The organism is Massilia hydrophila (assembly GCF_020208145.1).
Taxonomy (GTDB): domain Bacteria; phylum Pseudomonadota; class Gammaproteobacteria; order Burkholderiales; family Burkholderiaceae_D; genus Telluria; species Telluria hydrophila.
Genome location: NZ_JAHYBX010000001.1, coordinates 1036813 through 1057625, shown reverse-complemented (window position 1 = coordinate 1057625; position 20813 = coordinate 1036813). Strand labels below are relative to the sequence as shown.

Below are 20813 nucleotides of genomic sequence, written 5' to 3'. Positions count from 1 at the left end.
GCAGTGTAAGATTGCGCCATGGACAACATTACCCATTCCCTTGTCGGCCTTGCGCTGGGCGAGCTGGTCGAGCGCTCCCTGCCCGCTTCCGCGGCTCCCGTCCAGGGACCGACGCGGCGCCACGCCCTGCTCCTGACCGGCCTGCTGGCCAGTAATTTTCCGGACCTGGACCTGGTGCTGACCCCGCTGCTTCCGGCCCCGCTGGGCTACCTGATCCACCACCGCGGCCATACCCATACCCTGCTGTATGCGCTGCCGCAGGTGGCGCTGCTGCTGGGTCTGGCGTGGCTGCTGTGGCCGGGCCTGCGCCGGCTGCTGCGGGCGGACCCGCTTGCGCGCCGGGCAGTCCTCGGCACGGCTCTGCTGGGCATGGTGCTGCACCTGGGCTTCGACGCCCTCAATGTGTACGGCGTACACCCGTTCCATCCGGTCGATTCACGCTGGCTGTATGGCGACCTGGTCTTCATCGTGGAACCGGTGTTCTGGACGGCGCTCGGCTTTGCCCTGGCGCCGCTGGCGTCGCGTCCCATCCTGCGCTGGCTGGGGCTGGCGGCCTTCACCGCGATGCCGCTGCTGTTCACCTGGCTCGGCTACCTGCAGTGGGGCTCGCTGGCCGGCCTGGCCGCGCTGGCGCTGGCGGTGCTCGCCTGCGGGCGGCGCCTGGGCGCGGGCGCGGGCCTGGTCGCCGCCGTCCTCGCCTGCGCCGGCTTCGTCGGCGTCCAGGCGCTCGCCGGCCAGGCCGCCCGCGCCCAGATCCGCGCCGCGCTTGACAGTACGGCACCGGGCAGCCGGGTGCTCGACCTGCCGCTGTCGTCCTTCCCGGCCAATCCGCTGTGCTGGTCGTTCGCCACGGTCGCCATGGGGCCTGCGCCTGCGCCTGGGCCTGGGCCTGGCCGGGCCCGCACCTATACGGTGCGCGTTGGCGTACTCAGCCTGGCGCCGGGCATCACGCCGGTCGCGGCCTGCCCGCGCCGGTTCGGCGGCGAACCGGGCAGCCGCGCGACGGCCCTGGCCTGGAAGTACGCCGAAACCCGCAGCATCGCCGCGTTCCAGGACCTGCAGCGCAGTAACTGCCACTTCGAGGCCTGGCTGCGCTTCGCACGCGTGCCGTCGCTGCTGGACGGCGCAGCCACCGACCTGCGTTTCGGACCACCCGGGCAGCCGAACTTCTCGACCCTGCCGTATGCGGCCAGGGCCGGCGATCCGTGCCCGGCACCGCTGGCCACCTGGAGCTATCCGCGCGCGGACCTGCTCGGGCGTCCGCCCGGAGCGAACTGAAGGGCGGCCGGGGTGGCGGCAGGCGGGCTTATCACGTATGATGACAAGATTGGCGTATTGACAATTCCTCGCCACGCTGGCGACAAGCATGGAGACCCCGCATGACGACCGAACTGATGCTGCTAGGCTGGACCCTGGTACTGGCGCTGGGCCAGATCCTGCTGACCGCCCTGCTGCGCGACCAGGAAACCGGCATGGCCTACAGCATGGGGCCGCGCGACGGCGCCGCCCCGCCGCCGCGCCCGGTGACGGCGCGCCTGCAGCGGGCCCAGGCCAACCTGTTCGAGACCCTGCCCCTGTTCGCGGCGGCCGTGCTGGTGGCCCACGTGGCCGGACGCGAAGGCGCACTGACGCTGTGGGGCTGCTGGCTGTACCTGGGCGCGCGCATCGCCTACCTGCCGCTGTATGCAGCCGGCATCCCGGTGCTGCGCAGCCTCGTATGGTTCGCTTCACTGGCCGGGCTGGTGCTGCTGTTTGCCGCGATCCTCGCGCCCTGAACCGCGCGCCGGCGCGCCCTGGGCGGCATTCCCGGTAAAATCGCCGGTTTTCCAACCGCCAGGATTGCCGTGACGTCTTCCGAACCCATGCTCGCCTGCCTGGCCAACGGCGGGGCGACCGGCGCCCGCATCCACGCCCACGACTGGCGCGATCATCCGCTCGGCGCGCCCTCCACCTGGCCGGCGGCCCTGCGCACGACGCTCGGCATCGTGCTGTCCTCTTCCTTCCCCACATTCCTGGCCTGGGGCCCGGACATGGTCCTGTTCTACAACGACGCCTACGTGCCCCTGCTCGGCAACAAGGCGCAGGACGCGCTCGGCCGTCCTTTCCCCGAGGTCTGGGCCGAGGTCTGGACTGCGCTGGGCCCTTATGCGAAGCGGGTCCTGGCCGGCGAATCCTTCGTGTTCGAGGAGTTCGGCACCATCGTCGAGCGCCACGGCTACCGCGAGCAGGCCTGGTTCACGTTTTCGTACAGCCCGGTGCGCGACGAGGACGGGGTCGTGCAGGGCCTGCTGTGTTCCGTGATCGAAGTGAGCGAGAAGGTGCGCGCGCTGGCGCGCCACAAGGAAGCCGAGGAAAGGCTCGCGCTCTCGCTCGAAGCCTCGGGCAACATCGGTACCTGGTCCTACGACCTGGAGACCGCCGCCACCCATGTGGACGAGCGCTTCGCGCGCCTGTTCCAGGTCGAGGCCGCGCTGGCGCGCGAAGGCACGGCACTGGTGCGCTTCACCGACATGATCCACCCGGAAGACCGGCCGCGCGTGCTGGCTGCGATCGACCGCGCGATCCTCGCGGAGACCCTGTACGACATCGAATACCGGATTCCGCAGCGCTCGGGAGCCGAGGTCTGGGTCAACGCGCGCGGCAAGGTGTTCGCCGATGCCGCCACCGGGTCGCGCCGCTTCGCCGGCATCGCGGTGGACATCACCGACCGCAAGCGCGCCGAGGGGGCCCGCATCGAAAGCGAACGCCAGGTCCAGGCCGCCCTGCGCCGCGCCGACGAGAGCGCGCGCCGGCTGGACGTGCTGCTGGACGCGGCCCCGGTCGGCATCGTGTATGCCGACCCGGCCGGCCGCCTGCTGGTGTCGAACGCCTTCAACCGCCGGATCTGGGGCGCCCATCCGCAGTCCGACGCGGTGGATGAATACGCCGAATGGAAAGGCTGGTGGCCGCCCGGCACCGCGCGCGAGGGACAGCGCCTGCTGGCAGGCGACTGGCCGATCGCCCGGACCCTGGCGGGAGAGGACAGCGCCGGCGGCGTGTTCGAGATCGAGCCCTTCGGCGCGCCCGGCACCCGCCGCACCATCCTGGTGCAGGCGGCCGCCATCCGCGATGCCGACGGCGCGCTGGTGGGCGCGGTGGCGGCCAACATGGACCTGACCGCCCAGGTCGAGGCGGAGCGCGCGATGAAGGACAGCGAGGCGAAATTCCGCATGATCGCCAACCTGATCCCGCAGATCGTGTGGTCGGCCGATGCCACCGGCCTGATCGACTACATGAACACCCGCTGGTCGGCGTTCACCGGCGTGCCCGGGGAGCGCGTGCTCGGCAACGGCTGGAACGGGGTCGTGCACCCGGACGACCTGCCCGGCCTGCTCCAGCGCTGGCGCCACAGCGTTGCCAGCGGCGTGCCTTACGAAGCCGAGCACCGCCTGATCCACCATTCCGGGGAGTACCGCTGGATGCTGAACCGCGGCCTGCCCTCGCACGACGCGGGCGGCAGGATCACGCGCTGGATGGGCACCCTGACCGACATCCACGACAAGAAGACCGGCGAGGACGAGCTGCGCGCCCAGGCCCGGCGCAAGGACGAGTTCCTGGCGATGCTGGCGCACGAGCTGCGCAATCCGCTGGCGCCGATCAGCAACGCGGCCCAGCTGCTGGCGATGGCCGCCCTCGACCCGCAGCGCGTGCGCCAGTCGAGCGAGGTGATCATCCGCCAGGTGCGCCACATGACTTCGCTGGTGGACGACCTGCTGGACGTCTCGCGCGTCACGCGCGGCCTGGTGCAGCTCGAGCGCGGCCGGGTCGACATCAAGTCGGTCCTGTCCAGCGCGGTCGAGCAGGCGCGCCCATTGGTCGAGGCGCGCCGCCACACGCTCGACCTGCACATCGGCCCGGCGCCCTGCTGGGTGGACGGCGACCGCATCCGGCTGGTGCAGGTGCTGGCCAACCTGCTCAACAACGCCGCCAAGTACACCGCCCAGGGCGGCCACATCGCGCTGTCGGTGGAAACCGGCGCGGAGGGCGTGACGATCGCGGTGCGCGACAACGGCATCGGCATCGACCGCACCATGCTGCCGCACGTGTTCGACCTGTTCACCCAGGCCGAGCGCACGCCCGACCGCTCGCAGGGCGGGCTCGGGCTGGGCCTGGCCCTGGTGCGCAGCCTGGTGCAGCTGCATGGCGGGCGGGTTGCCGCGCGCAGCGATGGCCTGGGCATGGGCAGTACCTTCACGGTCACGCTGCCGGTGGCCGGCCCTGCCCCGGAAGCCGTAGCGGATGCCGTAGCGGCGGCCGGCCCGGTGCCGGCCAGCACGGGCCGGCGCCGCATCCTGGTGGTGGACGACAATGTCGACGCCGCGCTCTCGCTGGCCGAGATCCTGCGCTCGCTCGGGCACGAGGTCGGCTGCGCGCACGGCTCGCAGGCGGCGCTCGGGCAGGCCGCGGCCGCGTGGCCGGACGTGTTCATCCTCGACATCGGCCTGCCCGACATCGACGGCTACGCGCTGGCGCGCCGCCTGCGCGCGCAGGCTGGCGCGCGCACGGCCTGCCTGATCGCCCTTACCGGCTATGGCCAGGCGCACGACCGGGTGCTGGCGCGCAGCGCCGGCTTCGACCACCATTTCGTCAAGCCGGTCGAGCTGGAAGCGCTGCTGGAGATCATCGGCCGCGCCCGAACGCAGTCCGCCTGAAACCTTCGTCCGCACTTTCATGCCGGGCGCATTGCGCAGGCCAGGACGCGCCACTATGCTGCTGCTTTCCTTTTGAAAGCCGAGCCGTGCGCCACCCGACACCCTGCTTCCTGTTCCTGCTGGCCCTGGCAAACGCGGCGTCGGCCGCGGCCCCGGCCGACGCCGCGTACTGCCGCAACGGGCTGTTCCCGCGCGAGCAGGAGCAACTGGACCGGGGCGTGGTCACCGGCCAACCAGGCGAGAAGATTCATTTCTTCAGCGACCTCGACGGCTGTCCAACCCGGGGCGCGCAGTGCCGCCGTCCGGCCTACCTGGTGCCAGGCGATGCCGTGCTGGTGGGCAAGCGCAATGCCGGGTGGGCCTGTGTCTGGCACCAGGGGCGCAATCAGGAAACGGTGTCCTGGATTCCGCTGCGCAGCCTGGCGCTGCTGCCGGCTATGCCGGTCGATCCGGTGCGCGGCTGGACCGGCCTGTGGTCGGACGGCAGTGGGAGCATCCGCATCACCCTTGCCGCGCCGGGCAAGACGCCTGAGCAGGGACAGAGCCTGGTCCTCGCTTCGCGCCTGCGCTGGGATGGCGGGTCTGGCCTGGACGGCGAGCCACGGGCCCACTTCGGCGGCATGCGCGCCCCGCTTCGGGTCGAGCCAGCAGGAAGGCGCGCGAGCGCGGCGCAAGACGGCTGCGAAGTACGGCTGGTCCGCGTGGGGAAGGCACTGGTGGCCGACGACAATGGCGCGTGCGGTGGCCTGAACGTGCGCCACACCGGTGTCTATTACCGCCGCGACTGAGACGGTTCGTACCTGAGGGAAAGGAGTGTTTCACCCGTTACGGTTTGGAACAATTTCTTCGCGTGCTAGCAGCCGGGCCAGATTAGCATCTGGTCATGAATTTTCGCTTCCATACCCCACACGGCAGCGTCTGCCTGGTGAAGCTCTGGGCCACCGGACGCTATGGATTTTCACTGCCGAAGAAGGTCGAGATCACCGGACCGGACGGCGTGACTTCCACCTATCTTTACCACAGCCGCAAGGTCGGCCTGGCGGCGGAACTCAGCAACCGCAGCCTGGTGAGGATCGCGATCGGCCAGTTCCTCGCCGGCGCGACCGGCGCCACTGGCGAAATCGACGATACGGTCTTGCCTTTCGATGGCGCCCTGACCCAGGTCCGGCCCGTCGCTCCACCGCCGCCCCCGCCACGGGTGCGTCCCGCGCGCATCCGGCCGCGCACAGGCTTGGGGCGGTCGCCGGACGGCAGCTCGCGCGCGGAGGAAGCCGCCTGAAATGGGCTGCCTCCCTGCAATGCGCCGATAGTTTCAGTCCGGAATCGGACGCTTGCCGAGCGGGCCTTGCGCTAGCATGGCGGCTCGATCACGACCGCGAGGAGACGACAATGGGTCAAACCGAAATGGCGAACATCCAGGCCTGCATTCAGGCCTGCCAGGAAGCGCTGCGCGCCTGCCAGGCGTGCGCGGCGGCCGACATCCGCGAGAACCAGAACCAGTGCGCGCTCGTCAACCTCGACTGCGCCGACATCTGCGCCGCCACCGCCAATGCGATGCTGCGCGGCTCACCCCACCATGGCGACTTCTGCGCCCTGTGCGCCCACATCTGCCGTGCCTGTGCGGCCGAATGCGGGAAACACGCCGCGATGCACCAGCACTGCGCCGAGTGCCAGGCGGCGTGCGAGCGCTGCGCGGCCGAGTGCGACAAGCACGCACGCGAACGCCACATCTGAGCCGCGCGGGAGCGCCGCGCCCGCCACTGGGCGGACTTTGTCCACCTAATACTTGTTTCGTGGGAAAGATTCTTAACGCGGTCTTAACGGGGCAGTAACACCACGCTGATCAGTTGCCCTATAGCATCGGACCGCCGCTGCCGATCCTGGCCGCGGCCGCTGCGGCCCGGTCCGTGGCGCCGTCGATGCATCGCCTGGCGATGCGTTCTTTCCAGGCATGGCAAGCAGCGTTCATGGTCACTTTCCCTTCCGGTAATACTCCCCGCGCCACGGCGCCGACGGCCTGGCTCGCGCGTGCCACGCTCTGGGCCGGGCCCTATGCGGTCCTGCTGCAGATGCTGCTGCTCGGGCTGGCCATCCTCAGCCTGTCGCGGCTTGGCCTGGCGGCCTGGCAGTGGCCGCGGGTGGGTGCCACCGGCATCGACGGTCTCCTGTTCCTGCAGGGCCTGCGCGCCGACCTTATCCTGCTTGGCTATTTCCTGGCCATTCCGCTGCTGTTCGCGCCCCTGTTGGCGCACCGCGGCGCCGCCAGGTTCTGGCGCACGGGAACGCTGGTCTGGGCCAGCTTCGCCCTGGTCCTGATCGTCTTCATGGAACTGTCTTCGCCCCAGTTCATCCTGCAGTACGACGTCCGTCCGAACCGGCTGTTCGTCGAATACCTCAGCTATCCGCGCGAAGTCCTGGCCACGCTCTGGCATGGCTTCCGCACCGCGCTGCTGCTGGGCGTCGGGCTTACCGTGGTGCTGGGCGTGCTGCTGTTCCGGCTGCTGCGCAGCGCCTCGGCGGACATGCGCACGTGGCCGGCACGCAGGCTGCTGCTGCTCTGGCCGCTTCTGTGCGTGCTGGTGTTCATGCAGGTGCGCTCGACCACCGGCCACCGTCCGGCCAACCCGGCCCTGTTCGCGCTCACCGGCGACGCGCTGGTGAATTCGCTGGTTATCAATTCGGCCTGGTCGGTGCTGGACGCGATCGGGTCGATGCGCAAGGAAGCGCGTTCCTCGGAAATCTACGGCGCCCTGCCGCGCGAGCAGGTGCTGGCCCGGGTGCGCGCCGCGCCATGGCTGGCCGATGCCAGCTTCGCCGATCCCGAGCGGCCCACGCTGCACGCCCAGCAGGCGGCGATCGCGCGCGCCCGTCCACTCAACCTCGTCATCGTGCTCGAGGAGAGCCTGGGCGCCACCTTCGTGCAGTCGCTGGGCGGCCTGCCGGTGACGCCGGAACTCGAACGGCTCAAGGATGAAGGCTGGTGGTTCGAACAGTTGTACGCCACCGGCACCCGCTCGGTGCGCGGGATCGAGGCGGTGGTGGCCGGCTTCGCACCGACGCCGGCGCGCAGCGTGGTCAAGCTGTCGCTGGCGCAGCAGCGTTTCTACACCCTTGCCGCCGGCCTCGGCCAGCAGGGCTACCAGACCGAATTCGTCTACGGCGGCGAAGCGCATTTCGACAACATGCGCAGCTTCTTCACGGGCAACGGCTTCCAGCGCGTGGTGGACATCGGGCAGATGCGGCCCGCCTTCGTGGGCAGCTGGGGCGCTTCCGACGAAGACCTGTTCGACAAGTCGCTCGAACGCCTGAAGGACCTGCATGCCCAGGGCAAGCCCTTCTTCAGCCTGATCTTCACCTCGTCCAACCACGAACCTTTCGAATTCCCGGACGGGAAGATCGCCCTGCACGACCCGCAGCGCCAGACCGTCAACAACGCCGTGAAATATGCGGACTACGCGCTCGGCAAGTTCATCCGCGCCGCGAAGCAGCAGGACTACTGGAAGGATACCGTGTTCCTGATCGTTGCCGACCACGACAACCGGGTCTACGGGGACGAGCTGGTGCCGGTCAAGAAGTTCCACATTCCGGGCCTGATCCTGGGCGCCGACATCCAGCCGCGCCGCATCGCGCGGGTCGCCAGCCAGGTCGACCTGGGGCCGACGCTTCTGTCGCTGCTGGGCGTGTCGAGCACGCATCCGATGATCGGCCGCGATTTCGCGCGCGACAGCACGAGCCCGGGCCGCGCCCTGATCCAGTTCAACGATGTGTTCGCGTTGCTGGAAGAGGATGGCGCGGCGACCATCCTGCGTCCGGGAAAGGCGCCCATGCTGGGACGCTACGACGCCACCCGCGGCGTGCTCGACGCCCGCGCCGGCGAGCCGAGCCCGGCCCAGGCCGAGACGGCGCTGGCCCATGTACTCCTGCCTTCGCTGCTGTATCGCGAACAGCGCTACCGGCTCGGAAAGTAGCAGGGCGGCCGGTTTCCGGCCCGGTTCCTGATACTATTGTGCATCCGCCGGGCAGCCCGCTACGCGGGGCATGTCCGGCGGCCATCGCACATCGCGCTATTCGAACCGGGGGCCAGGACATGAGCACGTTTGCACGAACGACCGCTTTCAGCATGCACTTGCACCGCGCCGATGCGCGCTGAACCGCGCCACCCGGCGCGCTGGCTGGGCAGCCTGCTGCTGGTGCTGGCGCTGCTGTTCCACGCATCCTGGGCCCGGGCCGCTTCCGCGGCCGCCACCGGCCATGCGCGTGCCGAACTGCTGGTGCACGCCCCGGCCGGCCTCACGCCCGGCGCCGAGGCGTGGCTGGGCCTGCGCATCCTGCACGACCCGCACTGGCATACCTACTGGCTGAATCCGGGCGACTCCGGCCTGCCCACGACGCTCGCCTGGACCCTGCCTGCCGGCTTCGCCGCCGGGGACATCGCCTGGCCGACGCCGAAGCAGCTGCCGCTCGGCCCCCTGATGAACTATGGCTACGAGGGCGACTTGCTGCTGCCGGTGCGCCTGACGGTACCGGCCGGCTACCGGGGCGGACCGGTCGTGGTGAAGCTGCGCGCCGACTTCCTCATCTGCGAAGAGGTGTGCATCCCCGAATTCGCGGAACTGGACACCGAACTGGCGCCCGCCCCCGCCAGCGCCCATGCTGCCCTGTTCCAGCGCGCCTTCGACGCCGCGCCGGTCGCGCTGCCCGGCCTGCAAGCCGCCGCGCGCATCGAGAACAACGCGCTGGTCATCGAAGCTGCCGGCCTGCCGCCGGCCTACCGCGGCCAGCCGCTGCAGCTGTTCCCCGCCAACGGCGCCGTGCTCGACCACGCGGCGCCCCTGGCCCAGGAATGGCAAGGCGAACGGCTGCTGCTGCGCGCGCCCCTGTCGCCCCAGCGCAGCGACAGCCCGGCCTCGATGGCGGCGGTGATCACGGCCGGACAGCGCGCACCCGGGATCGCGCTCTCCTTCGCGATCGCCGGAGCGTGGCCGCAGCCGGGCGCTGCGGCAACTGCCGCTGCCGGCGCGGTCGCCGCACCTGCCGCATCTGCCGCGCCAGCGCCTGCCGACGCCGGCGCGGCCGGCCCCTGGCTGCCGGTGCTGGCGTTCGCCTTCCTCGGGGGCGCCCTGCTGAACCTGATGCCCTGCGTGTTCCCGGTGCTGTCGCTGAAGGTGCTCGGCTTCGCCCAGCATGGCGGCGCGCGCAAGCGCATCGTGGCCGGCGGCTTCGCCTACACGGGCGGCGTGATCGCTTCCTTCGTGCTGCTGGCCGCCCTGCTGCTGGCGCTGCGCGCCAGCGGCGAACGCCTGGGCTGGGGCTTCCAGCTGCAGTCGCCGCCCTTCGTGGCGGCGCTCGCCATCCTGTTTACCCTGATCGGCTTCAACCTGGCCGGCCTGGTCGAGTTCCGTCACATGCTGCCCGGCCGCCTGCTCAATGCGCGTGCGCGCCATCCGGTGCTGGACGACTTCCTCACCGGCGTACTGGCGGTGGCCGTGGCTTCTCCCTGCACCGCCCCGTTCATGGGGGCAGCCCTGGGCGCCGCCCTGGCCCAGCCGGCGCCCCAGGCGCTTGCGGTATTCGCGGTCCTGGGTGCCGGCATGGCCGCACCCTACCTCGCCGCCAGCCTGTTCCCTGCGCTGGCGCGCCTGCTGCCGCGCCCGGGACCATGGATGCTGCGCTTCAAGACCCTGATGGCCTTCCCGATGTTCGCCACCGTGGTGTGGCTGCTCTGGGTGCTCGGGCAGCAGGCCGGCGCCGACGCCATGGCCGCCGTGCTGGGGCTGATCGTGGCTGCCGCCTTCGGGACCTGGCTGCTCGGCATTCCGGCGCGCAGCCAGACCGGACGCCTCGCCGGCATCGGCGCGGCCCTCTTCGCCATCGCGGCCACGGCCACCTGGGCCTGGCCGGCCCTCGAGTACGCGCATGCGGGCCAGGCCAAGGTCGAGACTGCCGGCTGGCAGGCCTGGTCGCCGCAGGCGGTGGCGCAGGCGCGCCAAGAAGGCCGCCCGGTGTTCGTCGACTTCACGGCGGCCTGGTGCGTGACCTGCCAGTACAACAAGCGCACCACCCTGGCCGACCCGGGCCTGATGGCGGATTTCCGGGCGCGCGGCGTGCTGCTGCTGCGCGCCGACTGGACCCGGCGCGACGCTTCGATCACGCAGGCATTGAAAGAACTCGGGCGCAGCGGCGTACCGGTGTATGCGCTCTACAATGGAGCACAGCCGCCGGCCCTGCTGTCGGAACTGCCGAGCGTGGACGAAGTCAGGCGGGCGCTTTCCACGCTTCCCGCTTCCTGACCCCGGCAGACATGCAGACAGGAATACCACCAACCCCCAGGAGGACTCCATGAAAGGCACCATCGCACTCTCGCTGTTCGCCACCGGCCTGCTGCTGCACGGCAGCGCCCTCGCCGAGGCCGTGGTCGGCCAGCCGGCGCCGGCATTCAAGGGCGTCGACACGGCCGGCAAGCCGGTCTCGCTCGACCAGTACAAGGGCAAGTATGTGGTACTCGAATGGGTCAACCCCGACTGCCCCTTCGTCAAGAAGCACTACGACAGCGGCAACATGCCCGGCGTGCAGAAGTACGCCGCCGACAAGGGCATGGTCTGGCTGTCGGTCAGCACCAGCGCGGACGGCGACCGGGCTTCCAAGTCGGCCGCGATCAGCGAGTGGGTCAAATCGAAGAAAGCGCTGCCGGCCGCCACCATCATGGATACCGGCGGCGCGATCGGCAAGGCCTACGGCGCACGCACCACGCCGCACATGTACCTGATCGACCCGAGCGGCAAGCTGGTGTATGCGGGCGCGATCGACAGCAAGCCGACCGCCAATCCGGCCGACATCAAGGGCGCCACCAATTACATGGTGCAGGCGATCGACGAATCACTGGCCGGCAAGCCCCTCAGCCAGGCCATCACCAAGCCCTACGGCTGCTCGGTCAAGTACGGCTGACCCATGCGGCGCACATAATGTGCCGCGGCCACCCGCCACGCCCGGCGGGCGCTGCTATGATGATTTCCTGTATTCAAAAATAATCAGGGGATCTCCATGCGCCGCACTTCGCTTCCACGCCGCAGCCTGCTGGCTGCGGCCACCGCTTTCGCCACCTTCGCTACCTTCGCCGCGCTGCTACCGGCCAGCGCGCTGGCCGCACCCTTCGAATCGGCGCGCATCACGGTGCGCACCGAAGGTGCCGGTCCTGACGTGGTGCTGATCCCCGGCCTGAACTCCTCGCCGCGCGCCTGGGCATCGACCGTGGCCGCGCTGCCGGGCTACCGCTACCACCTGGTGCACGTGTCGGGCTTCGCCGGCCAGCCTGTGGGCGGCAACACGGAAGGCAAGGTGGCCGCGCCGGTGGCCGAGGAGATCGCACGCTACATCCGGGAGGCGGGCCTGAAGCAGCCGGCCGTAATCGGCCACTCGCTGGGCGGGACCATGGGCCTGATGCTGGCGGCGCGCCATCCGGACATCCTGTCGCGCCTGATGGTGGTGGACATGTATCCCTACCTCGGCAGCTTCTTCGCCGGCCCCGGCGCCACGCCGGCACAGGTCGAGGCGGTGGCGGGCGCCATGACGGCGGCGATCCGTAAGGCCACGCCGGAACAGCGCGCCAGCAACACCGCAGCGACCATCGCCGGCATGGTGAACACCGAATCAATGCGCGCCGGCGCCATCGCCGACTCGGCCGCCAGCGCCCCGGACGTGAGCGCGCGCGCCTACCACGAGCTGCTGGTGACCAACCTGATGCCCGAACTGCCGAAGATCAGCCGGCCGGTGACCGTGCTCTACGTGCAGCCGAAAACCGTGCCGCTGCCGGCCGAACAGTTCGACTACGTGTACAAGGCCGCCTACGCGCCGCTGCGGCAGGTCAGCCTGAAGCGCATCCCGGACAGCGCCCACTTCATCATGTGGGACCAGCCGCAGCGCTTCCAGAACGAAGTGAAGGCCTTCCTGACAGCGCCTTGAGCAGCAACGCAACTTGCGGGCGTCGGTCTGGCAGGTCAACCACCAGAACCGGCGCCGGCTCGTCTCAGATGAAGGGCCAGTTCAGGATCCGCTTCAGGTGCAGGACGGTGCGCGTGCCGATGTAGCCGAAGGCGAAGGCGAAGGCCAGCAGGCTCCAGGCGTCGCCCATGAGCGCCAGCCACGCGCCGCCGACCGTGCTCGCCGCCACCAGCACCATCAGCCATAGCTCGATGCTGAGGAAAAAACCGGATGCGTCGCCCCACACGCGCCGCAGCAGCGCGATGGCTTCGCCGAGAGTCTTGATGTCGTGGCCCATGGTCGTCTTCCCAGGTTGGCAATGCAAGAAATGAAAGTCAGGCGCAGAAACGAGAATCGCCGGCAGGAGCCGGCGATTGTCCGAGTTATGTTGCAGTGCAGTATAACACGGATTTTTGCCTGACAGCATCATCCTCCCCCGCGCGGCATGGCGCGGGTCTGCGCGGTATCAAGGTCAGGATTGCGCCACTTTGCGCACCAGCACGACTTCCTTGACCGGCTCGCGGAACTCGCGCAGCAGGCGTGCACGCTCGGTGTCCGCGCGCGCCATGTTGGCCGCCTTCACGTGGCCATAGCCGCGGATCGACTCCGGCAGCTGGGCCAGCTTCAGCGCCGCCGCGCGGTTCCCGGCGTTCAGCTCGCGTGCCAGCATCTCGGCCAGCGCCAGGGTATCGGCGCACAGCTGGCGCTCGGCCCGGCGTTCGTGGGTGTAGCCGAAGGGGTCGAAGGCGGTGCCGCGCAAGGCCTTGAGTGGCGCCAGCACGCGGAAGGCACTGCGCATCCAGGGTCCGAAGCGCATCTTGGCCGGGACGTCAGAGCCGGGCTTCCTGCGCGCCAGCAGCGGTGGGGCCAGGTGGTATTCGACGCGGAAGTCGCCCTCGAACTGCTGCTCCAGGCTTTCCAGGAAGCCGGTCTGGGTGTGCAGGCGCGCCACTTCGTACTCGTCCTTGTAGGCCATCACCTTGAACAGCGAGCGCGCGATCGCCTTGCTCACGGCGCGCTTCGAGGCGGGTCCGTCGATCTCGAGTTCGCGCGCTTCCACCCGCGCCACCGCGGCGCGGTAACGCTCGGCGTAGGCGGCATCCTGGTAGTTCGTCAGCCAGTCGGCGCGGAACGCCACCAGCTCGTCCAGCGCAGCGGGCGGGGTAAACTGCACCACCTTCGCGGGCTGGGCCAGGCGCGCCGCGGCTTTTTCGTCGGCTGCGACCAGGCGTCCCAGCATGAAGGCCTTCTTGTTCATCTCGACCGCCACGCCATTGAGCTCGATCGCGCGCATCAGGGCCGGCAGGCTGACCGGCACCAGTCCCAGCTGCCAGGCTGCGCCCATCATCAGGATGTTGGCGCCGATCGGGTCGCCCAGCACGGCGCTGGCGACCTGCTGGGCGTTCAGGCGCAGCAGCGGTCCGCCGGCATCCTGGAGCTTGGCCAGCAGGTCGTCCTTGCGGATGTCGGCGTCCGGGTTGCGCGTGAACTCGGCGGTCGGGCTCTCGTTCTCGTTGGCCACTACGCGGGTATGGCCGCGCCGCATCACGGCCAGCGCGTCCGGCATCGCGGCCACCACCAGGTCGCAGGCCAGCAGGGCGTCGGCCTGCTGCAGGTCGATGCGTACCTGGTGCAGCTGGCGCGGCGACGGCGCCACCCGCACGTGCGACATCACCGCCCCGCCCTTCTGGGCGAAGCCCATGAAGTCGAGGGTCGAGGCGCCCTTGCCTTCCAAGTGGGCCGCCATCGTGATCAGGGCGCCCACCGTTACCACGCCGGTGCCGCCCACGCCGGCCACCAGCATCTCGAAGGGCTTGGCGAAATCGTAGGCGGGCGGCAGCGGGTAGGCCGCCAGCATCTGTTCCAGCTGGCCCAGCGCGAGTTCCCCGGCGGCCGGCTTCTTCAGGCGCCCGCCGATGACCGACACGAAGCTGGGGCAGAAGCCCTCGGCGCAGGAGTAATCCTTGTTGCAGGAAGCCTGGTCGATCTGGCGCTTGCGCCCGAGCGGGGTTTCCAGCGGCAGGATCGACAGGCAGTTCGACTGCACGCCGCAGTCGCCGCAGCCCTCGCACACGGCCGGGTTGATCACCATGCGGCGCGGCGGATCGGGAAACACGATGTTGTCCGGCTTGTTCTTCTTGCGGCGGCGGCGTTTCTCGGCGGCGCAGGTCTGGTCGTACACCAGCACCGTCACGCCAGGCAGCTCGCGCAGGCGGCGCTGGATCGCATCGAGCTCGCTGCGGTGGTGCACCGTCACGCCGGCCGGCAGGGTCACGTCCGCGTAGTTTTCCGGCTGGTCGGTCACCACCACGGCCAGGGCCGCGCCTTCGCTCAGCACCTGCTGCACGATCTGCGGCACGGTGAGCTTGCCGTCCACCGGCTGCCCGCCGGTCATCGCGACCGCGTCGTTGTACAGGATCTTGTAGGTGATGTTGGTGCGCGCCGCGATCGCCTGGCGGATCGCCAGGTAGCCCGAGTGGTAGTAGGTGCCGTCGCCCAGGTTCTGGAACACGTGCTTCTCGCGCGTGAAGCGCGAGGCCGCGACCCAGGGCACGCCTTCGCCGCCCATCTGGGTCAGGGTGAAGGTGTCGCGCCCCATCCAGCTGGCCATGAAGTGGCAGCCGATGCCGGCCAGCGCGCGGCTGCCTTCCGGCACCCGGGTCGAGGTATTGTGCGGGCAGCCCGAGCAGAAATACGGCGTGCGCTTGATGGCGTCGGCGCCGTTGGAGAGGACCTCGGCGCGGCAGAACTGGGGCAGCAGGGCTTGCAGGCCGAGCGCGGGCAGGTGCGGCGCCAGCCAGCGCACCAGCACCGGCGCGATGCGCGAAGGACGCAGCTCGCCCAGGGCCGACAGCAGCGGCGCGCCGGCGGCATCGGTCTTGCCGAGTACCTGCGGACGCGCATCCTGGGCCAGGTTGTAGAGCAGGCTTTTCAGCTGGCCTTCGATCACGTCGCCCTTCTCTTCCACCACCAGGATCTCGCGCAGGCCACCGGCGAAGGCGTGCAGGCGGCTGCGTTCGAGCGGATAGGTCAGGCCCGGCTTGTACAGGCGCACGCCGAGGTCCTCGAGGCGCTCGACCCCGAGGCCGAGGCGGGCCAGCGCTTCCAGCAGGTCGAGGTAGGCCTTGCCGGCGGCGATGATGCCGAGCGTGGCCGCGGGCGCCGCGACCACCAGCTTGTCGATCGAGTTCACGCCGGCGAAGGCGTGCACGGCCTGCAGCTTGTCGGCCACGCGCTGTTCGATGGCCAGGCTGGGCAGGTCCGGCCAGCGGTAGTGCAGGCCGTCGGATGGTGGCGTGAAGCCTTCCGGCGCCCTGAACCCGGGCACCGGCGGCAGTTCCACCACCGCGCCGCCCTCCACCGTTTCCGAGATCGCCTTGAAGCCGACCCAGGCGCCGGAAAAGCGCGACAGCGCCCAGCCGTACAGGCCGAATTCCAGGTATTCCTCGATGTTGGCCGGGTTCAGCACCGGCATGCCCCAGGCCATGAAGGCGTGGTCGCTCTGGTGCGGCATCGACGAGGACACGCAGCCGTGGTCGTCGCCGGCCACCACCAGCACCCCGCCCAGCGGCGAGGAACCGTAGGCGTTGCCATGCTTGAGGGCGTCGCCGGCGCGGTCCACGCCCGGGCCCTTGCCATACCACATGGCGAACACGCCATCGACCGTGCGCTGCGGGTCGCCGCCCACCTGCTGGGTGCCCAGTACCGCGGTCGCGCCCAGCTCTTCGTTGATGGCGGGAAGGAATTCGATCGCCTTCTGCTGCAGGATCTTCGAGGCGCGCCAGACTTCCTGGTCCACCGCGCCCAGCGGCGAGCCGCGGTAGCCCGAGATGAAGCCGGCCGTGTTCAGGCCGGCCCGTTCGTCGAGCGCCTTCTGCATCAGCGCCATCCGGATCAGGGCCTGGGTCCCGGTCAGGAACACCCTTCCCTGTTCGCGTTTCAGGTTGTCATCCAGCTGGTAGGCGCCGTCGGCCAGTACCGCCGTGCCACCCTCGGCCACGTTCTCGTGCATCGATCCCATCCATCGTCTCCATTGCTTGCCCACGGCACCGCACGGTGCGCGCAAGGGCTTGTGTGTATGGGCTAGATGATAGTCGGGCAGCAGGAAATAACATTTCTATCTTGCCGGGTTTTGCCGCACAATAGGTAAATTATTTCTATTCGATGCCAATTATGGAAAAATCCTACCTCGACCCCGCCTCGATCCGCATCCTGCGCGAACTACAGCAGGATGCGCGCCTGTCCGTCAACGAACTGGCCGAGCGGGTCGGCATGTCGGCCTCGCCCTGCTGGCGGCGCCAGAAGGAACTCGAAGAGCATGGCTACATCCGGCGCTACGCCGCCCTGCTCGAGCGGCGCAAGCTGGACCTGGGGCTGGTATGCATGCTGCACGTGTCGCTCACCCGGCACGAGGCGGGCGTGGTGGAGGCCTTCGAGGCGCAAATGAAGGCTTGCCGCGAAGTGATGGAATGCTATGAAATGACCGGTACCTCGGACTACATCGTCAAGGTGATGGTGGCGAACATGGACGCCTACCACGACCTGCTGCACAACGTGCTGCTCAAGCTGCCGGGCGTATCGCAGCTGAACACCAGCGTGGCGCTGCGCGAAGTGAAGTACGAGACCGCCCTGCCGCTGTAGGCTTGCGCCGCTTGCAGCAGGGCGTGATCCGCTCAGAATGACAGCGTGACGCTGCGCGGGCAGTGGTCGCTGGTCTCGATGCGCTGGTTCGGCGCCTGCACCACGGCGGTCTTGCGCGAGCCCAGGCCGGCCGGCTGGCGCTTCGCGAGCGCATCGCTCAGCACGATGTGGTCCAGCCCCGTGAAACCGCGGCAGCCCTGGTCGACGCCGGCCAGCGGCACCTGGGTCAGCGAGCGGGTGCCGTCGTTCAGTTCCTGCCACAGGTAGCGGCTGCTCACCTTGCCGGTGGCGTCCTGGGCCGGCACGCCGGCCGGGTTGCTGCCGTCGCTGCGCACCTGTTCCGGCTTGATCGCGGCCTTTTCCTCCTCGTCGATGCGGCGGTTGAAGTCGCCCAGCAGGACGAACTCGGGGCTGCGCTGCGCCACGCTGTCGAGCCAGCGCTCGAGCGGCGCGACCTGGCGGTTCAGGACCTGGCAGGCGGGCGCCGGATCGTCCAGCAGGCGTGCCTGGAACGCGGACGTCGGCACGATGTTGGCGCAGCTCGACTTCAGGTGCACGTTCAGGAAGCTGAGCCGGCGTCCCGGCCACTGCAGCTCCAGCGCCAGGCCCGGGCGCACCTTGCGCGCTTCCGGGTCGCCCGGATTGTCGCTCACGGCCAGGCCGTGCTCGACGCTGCATACCGCCGGCTCGGGGCTCAGGCTGCGGTCCCAGGCGAACGCCACGGTCTGGAAGCCGTCATGGGTGGCGTCGCAGACGCTGAAGCGGTCCGCATGGCGGCCGAGCAGCGTGCGCACCACCGCGGCCGAGCGCACTTCCTGGAAGGCGATCACGCCCACGCCCTGCCCTTCGATCAGCTGGGCGACGGTGGCCTGCAGGCCGGCCAGCTTGGCCGCGTAGTCCTGGCTGGTGGGCGGCGGGTCGCCGCGGCGGCCCTGGTAGGCCGAACACGGCGGCATCATCGCCGCCAGCGCGGGGCCGCCCGCCAGGCGTTCGGTATCGGCCGCGCACTGGCGCGCCGCCTGCACCGCCTCTTCGGTCGGCGTGGTCTGGCCCGGCAGGCGGCGCGGACGCGTGTCGCACCAGGACACGGCCTTGCAGACCGCGGCATGGTGGTCGAAATCCTGCTGCGAACCGGCCCAGGCCAGGTTGAAGGAGGCGACGCCGATGCGCGCCGGCGGCGCCGCGGGCGCGTCCGCGGCGGCGTGGACGGCGGGGGCGGACAGCGCCAGCAGAAGGGCGAAAGGCAGCGGCTTGAACGAAAGGCGGGTTGTTTTCATGGTGTGGGGCCGGCGTGCGGGCCGGCATGGCAATGGCTGTGGTGGGAACGCGTGCGTCTGGACGGCAACAGGGATTATCGCGGAGTCTTGTGTTTGCAGCAATGGCCTGTGCACGCCTAGGCGGCGCCGGTCGCCTGCGCGATGGTATCCATCAGCACCGCGGCATCCACCGGCTTGGCCAGGTGGGCCGCGAAGCCGGCCTCGCGCGACATGCGGCGGTCCTGCTCCTGGCCATAGCCGCTGACGGCGATCAGCGCGCTGGGGACGCGGCCGCTGTCGCGCTGCAGGCGCGCCAGTGCCCGGCCCAGTTCATGTCCGCTCATGTCGGGCAGGCCGATGTCGAGCAGGACCGCGTCGAAGTCTTCCAGCGCGGCGCGCGCCAGCGCCGCCTGGGCCGTATGTTCGACCGCCACCTGCTGGCCCTCGGCCTCGAGCAGCAGGGCCAGGGTACGCGCGGCGTCGACGTTGTCGTCGACGACCAGGATGCGCCGCGCGCGGCTGGCGGCCAGGCCGACGGCGCCGGCCTGGCCGGGCGCGGTGGACGCGTCCTGCGGCACCGCCAGGCAGGGCAGGCGTACCGCGAAGCGGCTGCCGCGCCCCGCGCCCTCGCTGTGCGCCTCGATCCGGCCGCCGTGCAGCTCGACCAGCTTCTTCACCAGGGTCAGGCCCAGCCCGAGCCCGCCCTGGGCGCGGTCCGGCGTGCGCTGGCCCTGGGTGAACAGGTCGAACACTTCCGGCAGCAGTTCGGGGCCGATGCCGATGCCGTTGTCGCACACCTCGACCAGCGCTTCCTTGCCCTCCACCCGCAGCGACAGCGCCAGCTGGCCGCCATCCGGCGTGTACTTGGCGGCGTTGTTGAGCAGGTTGGCGAATACCTGGATCAGGCGCGTGCGGTCGCCGCGCACGAAGACCGGCTGGGGCGCGATGTCCTGGTCCAGGTGATGGTGGCGCGCCGCGGCCACCGGCGCGACCTGCTCGACGGCGTCGCGCAGCACGGCGCCCAGCTCCACGTCCACCTTGCTGATCGTGACCAGGCCGCGCGTGACGCGCGAGACGTCGAGCAGGTCGTCGACCAGGTGGGTCATGTGGGTGACCTGGCGCCCGATCACTTCGCTCACCTGGCGGATGCGCGGCTCGCCGGCGAACAGCACGCGCAGCAGCTGGGCCGCGCTGCTGATCGGCGCCAGCGGGTTGCGCAGCTCGTGCGCCAGCATCGCCAGGAATTCGTCCTTGCGCGCGTGCTCGCGCTGCAGGCGTTCCTGCTGCTGGTGCAGGCGGTCGAGCATCCCGTTGATGGCGCGCGCCAGGTTGATGGTTTCGCTGCTGCCCGCCAGCTCGGCGCGGCGGGTGCTGATGCCCTGCTCGCCCAGCTGGCCGGCGAACTGCTCGAGCTGGCGCAGGTCCTGGGTCAGGCCCAGCGACAGCCGCGAGCCGAGCAGGAACACGACCCCGGCCAGCAGCAGGGCCACGCCGCCGACCAGGCTGTACTGCTCCCAGGGCGTTTCCAGGATCTCGCCGATGCCGGACGTGTCGAGGTGCAGCGCCAGGCCCAGGTGGGCGTAGCGCTCCGGCGCCGCCAGCGGCAGGTCGATGCCGCCGTCGTCGGGTCCGCCCGTCGCGGCGCCCTGCCCCTTCCACTTCAGGGCGCTGGTGGCGGCGGGCCGCAGGTCGCGCACCTTCAGCTTGTAGACCAGCGCGCCTTCCGGGGTATTGGTGCGCGAGTAGCGCAGCAGGCTGACGCCGGCCAGTTCGGCGCCGTCGGATCGCTCGAAGATGGCCGCGCGCTCGCTGCCGGCGTCGATGCTGGCGCGCAGCCAGGCCATCTGCTCGGCGTCGAAGCCTTCGCCGCCGTTGCCGGCGATCGGCTTGCCTTCGAAATCGGTAAACAGCACCTGGACCGGGATGCCGTTGATCTGGCGCAGCCCGTTCAGGAAGGGAGCGAGATAGGTCTCGCGGCCCGCGCTATCGACCAGGGCGGTGGCCAGGATCGGACTGGCCGCCACCTCATCCATGCGTGTGGCCAGGGTGTTCAGTGCATTGCCGACGGTACGCGCATGGAAGGCCGCTTCGCGCTGCTCCAGCAGCGCGAGCGCGGCGCTGTGCTGGCGGTTGCCCAGCCATAGCGAGGTCGCCGTCACCAGCAGCACCGCGCAAGCGGTGAGGATCGCCGAGGCGATCGCGAAGCGCCGCGACAGGCTGCCCGAGCGGGGAATCGACCACGCCATGC

Annotated in this window: 15 protein-coding genes; 11 read left to right on the top strand and 4 right to left on the bottom strand. The window is 70.0% G+C overall.

The genetic code is table 11. The features are described from left to right. Positions 1-18 precede the first annotated feature (18 nt). From LE190_RS04850 to LE190_RS04805, 10 genes are all read left to right on the top strand, one after another. Complete coding sequence (locus LE190_RS04850) at positions 19-1278, top strand: metal-dependent hydrolase (protein ID WP_225237623.1); 1260 nt, start codon at positions 19-21, stop codon at positions 1276-1278. A 101-nt stretch (positions 1279-1379) separates the two neighbouring features. Beyond that, positions 1380-1775 carry an MAPEG family protein gene (locus tag LE190_RS04845; RefSeq protein ID WP_225237622.1) on the top strand — a complete coding sequence of 132 codons (396 nt, stop codon included), beginning with the start codon at positions 1380-1382 and terminating at the stop codon, positions 1773-1775. 69 nt (positions 1776-1844) lie between these two features. Continuing rightward, the gene (locus LE190_RS04840; RefSeq protein ID WP_225237621.1) at positions 1845-4691 is read left to right on the top strand and encodes a PAS domain S-box protein; all 2847 of its coding nucleotides are present in this window, start codon (positions 1845-1847) and stop codon (positions 4689-4691) included. 86 nt (positions 4692-4777) lie between these two features. Continuing rightward, entirely contained in the window at positions 4778-5479 is a 702-nt protein-coding gene (locus tag LE190_RS04835; protein ID WP_225237620.1) for a hypothetical protein, read from the top strand. A gap of 95 nt (positions 5480-5574) precedes the next feature. Then, complete coding sequence (locus tag LE190_RS04830; protein ID WP_225237619.1) at positions 5575-5970, top strand: hypothetical protein; 396 nt, start codon at positions 5575-5577, stop codon at positions 5968-5970. 110 nt (positions 5971-6080) lie between these two features. After that, the gene (locus tag LE190_RS04825) at positions 6081-6425 is read left to right on the top strand and encodes a four-helix bundle copper-binding protein (protein WP_225237618.1); all 345 of its coding nucleotides are present in this window, start codon (positions 6081-6083) and stop codon (positions 6423-6425) included. Between the two features lie 233 nt (positions 6426-6658). Beyond that, complete coding sequence (locus tag LE190_RS04820; protein WP_225237617.1) at positions 6659-8659, top strand: LTA synthase family protein; 2001 nt, start codon at positions 6659-6661, stop codon at positions 8657-8659. 171 nt (positions 8660-8830) lie between these two features. After that, the gene (locus LE190_RS04815) at positions 8831-10981 is read left to right on the top strand and encodes a protein-disulfide reductase DsbD family protein (protein WP_225237616.1); all 2151 of its coding nucleotides are present in this window, start codon (positions 8831-8833) and stop codon (positions 10979-10981) included. 49 nt (positions 10982-11030) lie between these two features. Continuing rightward, positions 11031-11636, top strand: coding sequence for a redoxin domain-containing protein (locus tag LE190_RS04810; protein ID WP_225237615.1), 606 nt, complete (start codon positions 11031-11033; stop codon positions 11634-11636). A 96-nt stretch (positions 11637-11732) separates the two neighbouring features. Then, a complete protein-coding gene (locus LE190_RS04805) occupies positions 11733-12650 on the top strand; it encodes an alpha/beta hydrolase (RefSeq protein ID WP_225237614.1) in 918 nt (305 codons plus the stop codon). A 64-nt stretch (positions 12651-12714) separates the two neighbouring features. On the opposite strand, the gene LE190_RS04800 is transcribed toward LE190_RS04805, so the two are convergent. Further along, positions 12715-12966 (bottom strand): hypothetical protein, encoded by a 252-nt coding sequence (locus tag LE190_RS04800; protein ID WP_225237613.1) that lies wholly within the window; start codon positions 12964-12966, stop codon positions 12715-12717. 174 nt (positions 12967-13140) lie between these two features. Beyond that, the gene (locus LE190_RS04795) at positions 13141-16680 is read right to left on the bottom strand and encodes an indolepyruvate ferredoxin oxidoreductase family protein (RefSeq protein WP_225238052.1); all 3540 of its coding nucleotides are present in this window, start codon (positions 16678-16680) and stop codon (positions 13141-13143) included. A gap of 161 nt (positions 16681-16841) precedes the next feature. Between LE190_RS04795 and LE190_RS04790 the strand changes: the two genes are divergently transcribed. Then, positions 16842-17309 (top strand): Lrp/AsnC family transcriptional regulator, encoded by a 468-nt coding sequence (locus tag LE190_RS04790; protein WP_225237612.1) that lies wholly within the window; start codon positions 16842-16844, stop codon positions 17307-17309. Between the two features lie 32 nt (positions 17310-17341). Here the strand turns inward: LE190_RS04790 and LE190_RS04785 are convergent, their stop codons facing one another. Next, positions 17342-18586: an endonuclease/exonuclease/phosphatase family protein gene (locus LE190_RS04785; RefSeq protein ID WP_225237611.1), complete on the bottom strand. Its 1245-nt coding sequence runs from the start codon at positions 18584-18586 to the stop codon at positions 17342-17344. A gap of 116 nt (positions 18587-18702) precedes the next feature. Next, positions 18703-20811, bottom strand: a complete 2109-nt coding sequence (locus LE190_RS04780) for a hybrid sensor histidine kinase/response regulator (protein ID WP_225237610.1) — start codon at positions 20809-20811, stop codon at positions 18703-18705. Between the last annotated feature and the right edge of the window lie 2 nt (positions 20812-20813).

Coding starts and splice junctions, on each gene's coding strand:
- LE190_RS04785 (WP_225237611.1), bottom strand. CDS start 18,586: ATGAAAACAACCCGCCTTTCGTTCAAGCCGCTGCCTTTCGCCCTTCTG.
- LE190_RS04820 (WP_225237617.1), top strand. CDS start 6,659: ATGGTCACTTTCCCTTCCGGTAATACTCCCCGCGCCACGGCGCCGACG.
- LE190_RS04790 (WP_225237612.1), top strand. CDS start 16,842: ATGGAAAAATCCTACCTCGACCCCGCCTCGATCCGCATCCTGCGCGAA.
- LE190_RS04810 (WP_225237615.1), top strand. CDS start 11,031: ATGAAAGGCACCATCGCACTCTCGCTGTTCGCCACCGGCCTGCTGCTG.
- LE190_RS04795 (WP_225238052.1), bottom strand. CDS start 16,680: ATGCACGAGAACGTGGCCGAGGGTGGCACGGCGGTACTGGCCGACGGC.
- LE190_RS04830 (WP_225237619.1), top strand. CDS start 5,575: ATGAATTTTCGCTTCCATACCCCACACGGCAGCGTCTGCCTGGTGAAG.
- LE190_RS04845 (WP_225237622.1), top strand. CDS start 1,380: ATGACGACCGAACTGATGCTGCTAGGCTGGACCCTGGTACTGGCGCTG.
- LE190_RS04850 (WP_225237623.1), top strand. CDS start 19: ATGGACAACATTACCCATTCCCTTGTCGGCCTTGCGCTGGGCGAGCTG.
- LE190_RS04800 (WP_225237613.1), bottom strand. CDS start 12,966: ATGGGCCACGACATCAAGACTCTCGGCGAAGCCATCGCGCTGCTGCGG.
- LE190_RS04825 (WP_225237618.1), top strand. CDS start 6,081: ATGGGTCAAACCGAAATGGCGAACATCCAGGCCTGCATTCAGGCCTGC.
- LE190_RS04780 (WP_225237610.1), bottom strand. CDS start 20,811: ATGGCGTGGTCGATTCCCCGCTCGGGCAGCCTGTCGCGGCGCTTCGCG.
- LE190_RS04805 (WP_225237614.1), top strand. CDS start 11,733: ATGCGCCGCACTTCGCTTCCACGCCGCAGCCTGCTGGCTGCGGCCACC.
- LE190_RS04815 (WP_225237616.1), top strand. CDS start 8,831: ATGCGCGCTGAACCGCGCCACCCGGCGCGCTGGCTGGGCAGCCTGCTG.